This window comes from Ruoffia sp. FAM 20857 (assembly GCF_045528645.1).
GTDB lineage: Bacteria > Bacillota > Bacilli > Lactobacillales > Aerococcaceae > Ruoffia > Ruoffia halotolerans.
Map to the genome: position 1 here is coordinate 1 of NZ_JBGQRB010000071.1, position 5,871 is coordinate 5,871.

A 5,871-nucleotide genomic window follows, 5' to 3' on the forward strand; every position below is an offset into this window, starting at 1 on the left:
TGTCATCGATTGCACACAAACGGAACACGATTCCACGGAAATCCTTACACTACCGAACACCGTTGGAAGTATTTTTGAGTTACTTAGATGAAGCAGTTTTGTCTAGCTTAATTTGACAAATCAAATTCTTAATATAACATTTAATTTAAAGCAATTAAATTTATTTGCCTTGCGAACTACATTAAATAAGCTTGATATTACACTATTTTATATAAATATTTCGATATAATTACACTTAAATTAAGTTGACAATAAGATCATATTTTATACAAAAAAAAGAACTGCCTCTCTAGACAATTCTCTAATAAATTTGCTTACCATTCTTCACGAAAGTTCTCGACGGCCTCTTTGTAGCTTTTGATGATTCGGTCTTTTTGCTTTAATAGCACTTTCAACCCACCTAGGAGTTCTTGGGATGTTTCGACCATATCCAAGTCTTCTTGTTGTTGCATGATTGCTTCATCAACGAGTTCATGAGGCACTTCGGCTTTTATTTCATTGAACACAGAAATAATCTGGTGCTTTAGACGTTCTTTCCGTTCAGGTTCCGCTGCTTTTATTTGCGGCACATGTTCTTTAACAAAACGGAAATCTAGTCTCCGCGTCATCTTCCCGTCTAAGACTCGGACATATTCTTTTTGAAAAGGGGTGATCCCAGGCGTTTGTCCATGAATTTGGTACCAGCCGTCATACATCGCCCAAACGCCGGGCTCAATTTCGGGTTGGAATTCTCGGCTAAGGATAAAGGTCGGATCGTCGCCCGTAATTTCTGCTACCCACCGTTTTTCATCGGCGGCTGAAGGTTGTAATTGTAAATATTGTGGTTTCAGTGTCGACATTCCTTTCCTACTCAACTTACTTATGTACGGATTTGCCAATTGAATGTGGCTTTGAGTGGGTCTCTTTGTGTCACTTCCATACTAACCATTGACCCTTTTCGCATCCGGCGGGACTCACCAGTGAATTCATATACCCACTCACTTAAAGTCGGTTCATGTCCAAAGACGAGTAACGTCGCATCATCTTGAACGGTTTTTAATGCTTCTAAAAACTTTTCTATCTCTCCAGTATAGATAAATTCATGAATCCTTGGTTCCTCAAGCTTTAATTTGTCGGCGGCGAGTGCGGCAGTTTCTTGTGCTCGGTTAGCCGGACTTGACCAGCTGACAAAGTTCCGTTCTTTCAGTGGCCCGAGTTTTTCTTCGAGTTCGGGAAGTAGTTTTGCGTATTTTTCCTTCCCTTTATCAGTCAGGTGGCGGTCGATGTCAACGAGTCCTTCCCTGCGCTCTTCAGCTTTCGCGTGGCGAATGAATATCAGTTCCATGATTCTCTCTCCTTTTAACTATGCTTAAAAATTATCTCGCGCTATTCTTAATTCAATAAAAGTTTCTAAGTTTTCAGCTTGTAGGAACAAGTTAATATCTTTTTCTATTCCAATTGTCGAAGGTAAAGTCGGTTGATCTTTTGCTCTTTGTGCTTGTACTTCTTCTAAAGCTTTTGTAAATGACGGATCTGTTGGATCTGTCTCGTGAGCAAAACGTAAATTCGTTTCTGTATATTCGTGCGCTGCATAGACTTTGACCTCATTTGGTAAAGCTTTAAAGGTTTGAAGCGCATCATACTGAGCTTGATAATCCCCGGTGAATACACGTCCGCAACCGCCTGAGAACAATGCGTCCCCACAGAATAAGTCATCTCCCATTAAGTAACTGATGTGCTCTTCGGTATGACCACCGCTTTTAAACACTTTAAAGGTTTTGTTCAATAATTCAAACTCATCGCCATCTTTGACAGTAACTTGGTTGAGACTGGCAGTTTCTTTCGGTCCATAAACAGGTGTCTCTGGGTATTTTGCTAAGACATCTTTGACCCCACCAATATGGTCATCGTGTTTATGCGTTAAGATAATCGCAGCTAAGTCCAATGCTTCTTTGTCAAAATAATCTAAAACACCCGCTGACTCACCAGGATCGACAATAATTCCATCAGTTCCATTATCTATGACCCAAATATAGTTGTCAGAAAAGGCTTTTACTGGATTAATATTCATATCACTCACTCCTCTTTGCTTATATTTATCTTTATTCTAATCTTAGCAAAGTTTACAGAACTTTTCTTGTGATACTACTTGTGGGAGTTGGGAAAATGCAGACTTGAGACAAATGGCGGGGTGGTTTGGCTTGAGTTAGATGAACTTGAGACAAACGGAGTTGTCATTCGGCTTGAGTTGAGTGAACTTGAGACAAACGGAGTTGTCATTTGGCTTGAGTTAGACGAACTTGAGACAAACGGAGTTGTCATTTGGCTTGAGTTGGATGAACTCGAGACAAACCGGATTGTCATTTGGCTTGAGTTAGACGAACTTGAGACAAACGGGATTGTCATTTGGCTTGAGTTGAGTGAACTCGAGACAAACGGAGTTGTCATTTGGCTTGAGTTAGACGAACTTGAGACAAACGGGATTGTCATTTGGCTTGAGTTGAGTGAACTCGAGACAAACGGAGTTGTCATTTGGCTTGAGCTGGGTGAACTTGAGACAAACGAGATTGTCATTTGGCTTGAGTTGGATGAACTCGAGACAAACGGAGTTGCCATTTGGCTTGAGTTGGGTGAACTTGAGACAAACGGGATTGTCATTTGGCTTGAGTTGAGCGATTTCTTGCCACACGCATTCGCGATTGTACTCTAGCCGCCAACCAAATCCATTCCAATACAAAAAGGAAGGGCTTTATGCCCTTCCCCTAAAAATTTAGTAATGTCATTCCGTTTGGTACTATATATCTGAATAAACGAGTGTGTTGCGTGTCGTTTTTCTGTGTGTTAATTTATACTTTTCTTGCATCGGAACCACATTACTTTCTGCGTATTGGTCACTACCTGTTGAAATGCAAATTTCTTCACACTTGCACATCTAAACTTAAATACACACCACTGTCATTTATATACATCTACTAGACTTCGCTATTTCTTTACACAGTTACCTCTAGCATTATGGTAAACAACAGATAGTCCTGATACGCTGAGTAGCACTTTCACTGCTACTCCGAACCTTTAAGACGGTTCTGTCGTAAAGAGTGAAACGCCAATCTTTACTTACAGTTGCATCTCTCTCTTTACTAACTACATAGTACCATGTAAGCGTTTGCTTGTCAAGCGTTTCATTCATCTTTTTTCACTTTTTCTTTATAAATTATTGATTCAATCTCTTCGTCCAAAAGAACCTGACGAATCAGGTTAAATGCACTCCAAACAGAGTATTCACGGTTCTGATTACGCTTGTATCCAAAGTGGAATTTCTTCGCAAAAGTAGACTTCTCTTTAACCGCCACACCAATCCAGACAGTTCCCGGTATCTCACCCTCTAGTGAACTTGGCCCTGCCGCTCCCGTTAAGGACACAGCGAGATCTGCCCCAAACGCTTCAAGTGCCTTTTCAGCCATCTCAAATGCACACTCTGCACTCACTACACCATGCGTTTCAATGACTTCCTCATCTACACCTAGAACTTCTTTTTTAATGGATTCATCATACGTAACCATCCCTCCATCAAAAAATAGGCCAGCTTCAAATAAGCTCGACAAATCACTTAAAAATGCGCCCCCTGTTAAACTCTCAGCCCCAGTTATTTTAAGCTCCTTCTCTTTTAGTAGCTTTCTTACAATATTAGGTAAATTTTGATCACCGTAGCCAATAATATAAGGAGCAACACTTTTTTCAATCTCACTCTCAGCTTTAGCAATGAGTTGATGAACCTCATCGGCGTCAAGACCTCTCGCAGTAATCTGAACTTCAATCTCTAAACCCGCTGGAAAAATCTCAATAAATGTCGAGTCGTCAGATACCAAAATATCACCGAGATTTCTCTGCGCTTGAGCCATTGTTAAACCAAACAGTCGGACTAGCTTTGTTGAGACGACTTGTCCATTCAAAAGATGCTCAATAATAAGTGGCCAGGCTTTCTCGGTAAACATGGGTTTTAATTCATCAGTTGGTCCTGGTAGTAAGATATACGTATGGGTATCAGATTGATAAAACATTCCCAAAGCGAGACCTGTGACATTCACTAACGGAATCGAATCAAGTAAAGTTAGCGCTTGAAGTTGGTTATTTTTTGGCATGATTAAGTCTGAATTTTTATGGTAAGTAATAATTCGGTTTTGTGTGTCATCATCTAAGACCAGTGGTTTATCGAGATGCTCTGATAGTGTTGTTTTGACGATATCGTCCTCATCAGGACCTAAGCCACCTGTAAACACGAGTACATCTGCTTGTTGCTCTGCTTTCTCAATGGTTTCCAATAGCTTTTCTTTAGAATTATCAATCATAACTGCTTGAGTCACATTAATACCTACAGAAGTCAACTTACGAGCAATAAAAGCTGCATTTTTATTCTCAACTAAGCCTTTTAACAAACTTGAACCGACTGATATAATCTCTGCTTTCATTCAATCAACCTCCCAGATTTTTTTACTTTTATTATCTTTCAGTTTATCACAACTGTTTAGTGGATAGAAAAACTGTACGAGTGCATTTTGCGAGAATGGTCGCCTAAGTAAATGGATATCATTTGCAGATAAAGCGTATACATAGTAAGCTTATTGTACAATAATAATAAAGATAATAGAAAAATAAGGAGGGAAAATTATGGTACAAGCAAAAGAGAAATTAATCGAAAAAGTAATGGCATGCCAAAAAGCTTGCGAGCACTGTTTTGATAGATGCTTGCAAGAAGAAGACGTAAAAATGATGGCGGAATGTATTCGGACAGACCGAGACTGTGCTGATATATGTGGTATGGTTGTATCTTTCTCACATCGTCAAAGTCCCTTGTTAGATGAGTCGATTGCGTTGTGTATTAAAGCTTGTGATACTTGTGCAAGTGAATGTGAACAACATGATCACGATCACTGTAAAGAATGCGCTAAAGCGTGTCGTGAATGCGAAGCAGCATGTAAAGAATATTTAGCAGTATAATTTATTAGAAGACGAGTATAAGTTCCTAAGGGAGGCTTATACTCATTTTTTGTCTCAACTTTAAAAACAGAATCGTTTCATTTTGTCTTATCTATATTGCTCCGTTATACTTACGATACAAACATCTAAGGAGACTATCGCCATGAAAAAACTCAATTACAAACACATAAATAATCAACAACTCATCGATGTCCGTGGACAACTGGACTATCAAGCTGGACATGGTCCAAAGACGCTGAATCTTAATCCAAGTAATTTCAAAAAGTACGCCTCATCATTTATCGCATCGGATCAAGCTATCATTTTTATTATTAATGAAGAATCAAAAGATTTCATTTACGAGCTTGAATTATTGAGCCAAGAAGTCGGATTTATTGATGTTCAAGGATATATTTTAGCACACGATATTCCGATAGAAAGCAGACAACAAATCAAATCCATCAACGTACATGATTTTCTTGCAGTAGAAGATGACTATATTTTACTTGATCTCAGACATCCTGATGAGATTACACGTCCTGCCCCTGAAGAGAATTTAATTAATATTCCACTTGAAGACTTACCTTCCACCTACCAAAAGTTAGATAAAGACCAGAAGATTTATACACTATGTGGCTCAGGTAATCGCGCAACTGCAGCTGCTTCTTTTCTAGCTAATAAAGGCTATAAACCTGTCGTCATTGAAGGTGGGATGAAAGCCGTTCAACAGGCAGTTTATTAACTTTTTGCAATGTTAGTAAAGTCGGTGTATCCAAAGTTAGTATTTATAGATTTGATTTGTCAAATTAAGCTAGACAAAACTGCTTCATCTAAGTAACTCAAAAATACTTCCAACGGTGTTCGGTAGTGTAAGGATTTCCGTGGAATCGTGTTCCGTTTGTGTGCAATCGATGACAC

7 protein-coding genes and 2 pseudogenes are annotated in these 5,871 nt (G+C 39.1%); 4 read left to right on the forward strand and 5 right to left on the reverse strand.

Features of this window, described 5'->3' with window-relative positions:
• Positions 1 to 116: pseudogene (locus tag ACEN4N_RS10830) on the forward strand (IS30 family transposase); the annotation flags it as partial.
• 198 nt (positions 117 to 314) lie between these two features.
• Here ACEN4N_RS10830 and ACEN4N_RS10835 read toward each other — a convergent pair.
• The 3 genes from ACEN4N_RS10835 to gloB are packed head-to-tail and all read right to left on the reverse strand — an operon-like array spanning position 315 to position 2,050.
• On the reverse strand, positions 315 to 839 hold the full coding sequence (locus ACEN4N_RS10835; RefSeq protein WP_407094224.1) for a hypothetical protein: 525 nt from the start codon (positions 837 to 839) through the stop codon (positions 315 to 317).
• A 20-nt stretch (positions 840 to 859) separates the two neighbouring features.
• Positions 860 to 1,324: a SixA phosphatase family protein gene (locus ACEN4N_RS10840; RefSeq protein ID WP_407094225.1), complete on the reverse strand. Its 465-nt coding sequence runs from the start codon at positions 1,322 to 1,324 to the stop codon at positions 860 to 862.
• A 24-nt stretch (positions 1,325 to 1,348) separates the two neighbouring features.
• Positions 1,349 to 2,050, reverse strand: a complete 702-nt coding sequence (gene gloB, locus ACEN4N_RS10845) for a hydroxyacylglutathione hydrolase (protein WP_407094226.1) — start codon at positions 2,048 to 2,050, stop codon at positions 1,349 to 1,351.
• Positions 2,051 to 2,137: 87 nt separating this feature from the next.
• Here gloB and ACEN4N_RS10850 point away from each other — a divergent pair, with 87 nt between their 5' ends.
• Positions 2,138 to 2,689 (forward strand): hypothetical protein, encoded by a 552-nt coding sequence (locus ACEN4N_RS10850; RefSeq protein ID WP_407094227.1) that lies wholly within the window; start codon positions 2,138 to 2,140, stop codon positions 2,687 to 2,689.
• Between the two features lie 469 nt (positions 2,690 to 3,158).
• On the opposite strand, the gene ACEN4N_RS10855 is transcribed toward ACEN4N_RS10850, so the two are convergent.
• Positions 3,159 to 4,445 carry a competence/damage-inducible protein A gene (locus ACEN4N_RS10855; protein WP_407094228.1) on the reverse strand — a complete coding sequence of 429 codons (1,287 nt, stop codon included), beginning with the start codon at positions 4,443 to 4,445 and terminating at the stop codon, positions 3,159 to 3,161.
• A gap of 199 nt (positions 4,446 to 4,644) precedes the next feature.
• Here ACEN4N_RS10855 and ACEN4N_RS10860 point away from each other — a divergent pair, with 199 nt between their 5' ends.
• Both ACEN4N_RS10860 and ACEN4N_RS10865 read left to right on the forward strand, forming a co-directional pair.
• Positions 4,645 to 4,974: a four-helix bundle copper-binding protein gene (locus ACEN4N_RS10860; RefSeq protein ID WP_407090348.1), complete on the forward strand. Its 330-nt coding sequence runs from the start codon at positions 4,645 to 4,647 to the stop codon at positions 4,972 to 4,974.
• A 142-nt stretch (positions 4,975 to 5,116) separates the two neighbouring features.
• Positions 5,117 to 5,695: a rhodanese-like domain-containing protein gene (locus ACEN4N_RS10865; RefSeq protein WP_407090347.1), complete on the forward strand. Its 579-nt coding sequence runs from the start codon at positions 5,117 to 5,119 to the stop codon at positions 5,693 to 5,695.
• A 59-nt stretch (positions 5,696 to 5,754) separates the two neighbouring features.
• Here ACEN4N_RS10865 and ACEN4N_RS10870 read toward each other — a convergent pair.
• A pseudogene (locus ACEN4N_RS10870) lies at positions 5,755 to 5,871 on the reverse strand (IS30 family transposase); the annotation flags it as partial.

Coding starts and splice junctions, on each gene's coding strand:
- ACEN4N_RS10835 (WP_407094224.1), bottom strand. CDS start 839: ATGTCGACACTGAAACCACAATATTTACAATTACAACCTTCAGCCGCC.
- ACEN4N_RS10840 (WP_407094225.1), bottom strand. CDS start 1,324: ATGGAACTGATATTCATTCGCCACGCGAAAGCTGAAGAGCGCAGGGAA.
- gloB (WP_407094226.1), bottom strand. CDS start 2,050: ATGAATATTAATCCAGTAAAAGCCTTTTCTGACAACTATATTTGGGTC.
- ACEN4N_RS10855 (WP_407094228.1), bottom strand. CDS start 4,445: ATGAAAGCAGAGATTATATCAGTCGGTTCAAGTTTGTTAAAAGGCTTA.
- ACEN4N_RS10860 (WP_407090348.1), top strand. CDS start 4,645: ATGGTACAAGCAAAAGAGAAATTAATCGAAAAAGTAATGGCATGCCAA.
- ACEN4N_RS10865 (WP_407090347.1), top strand. CDS start 5,117: ATGAAAAAACTCAATTACAAACACATAAATAATCAACAACTCATCGAT.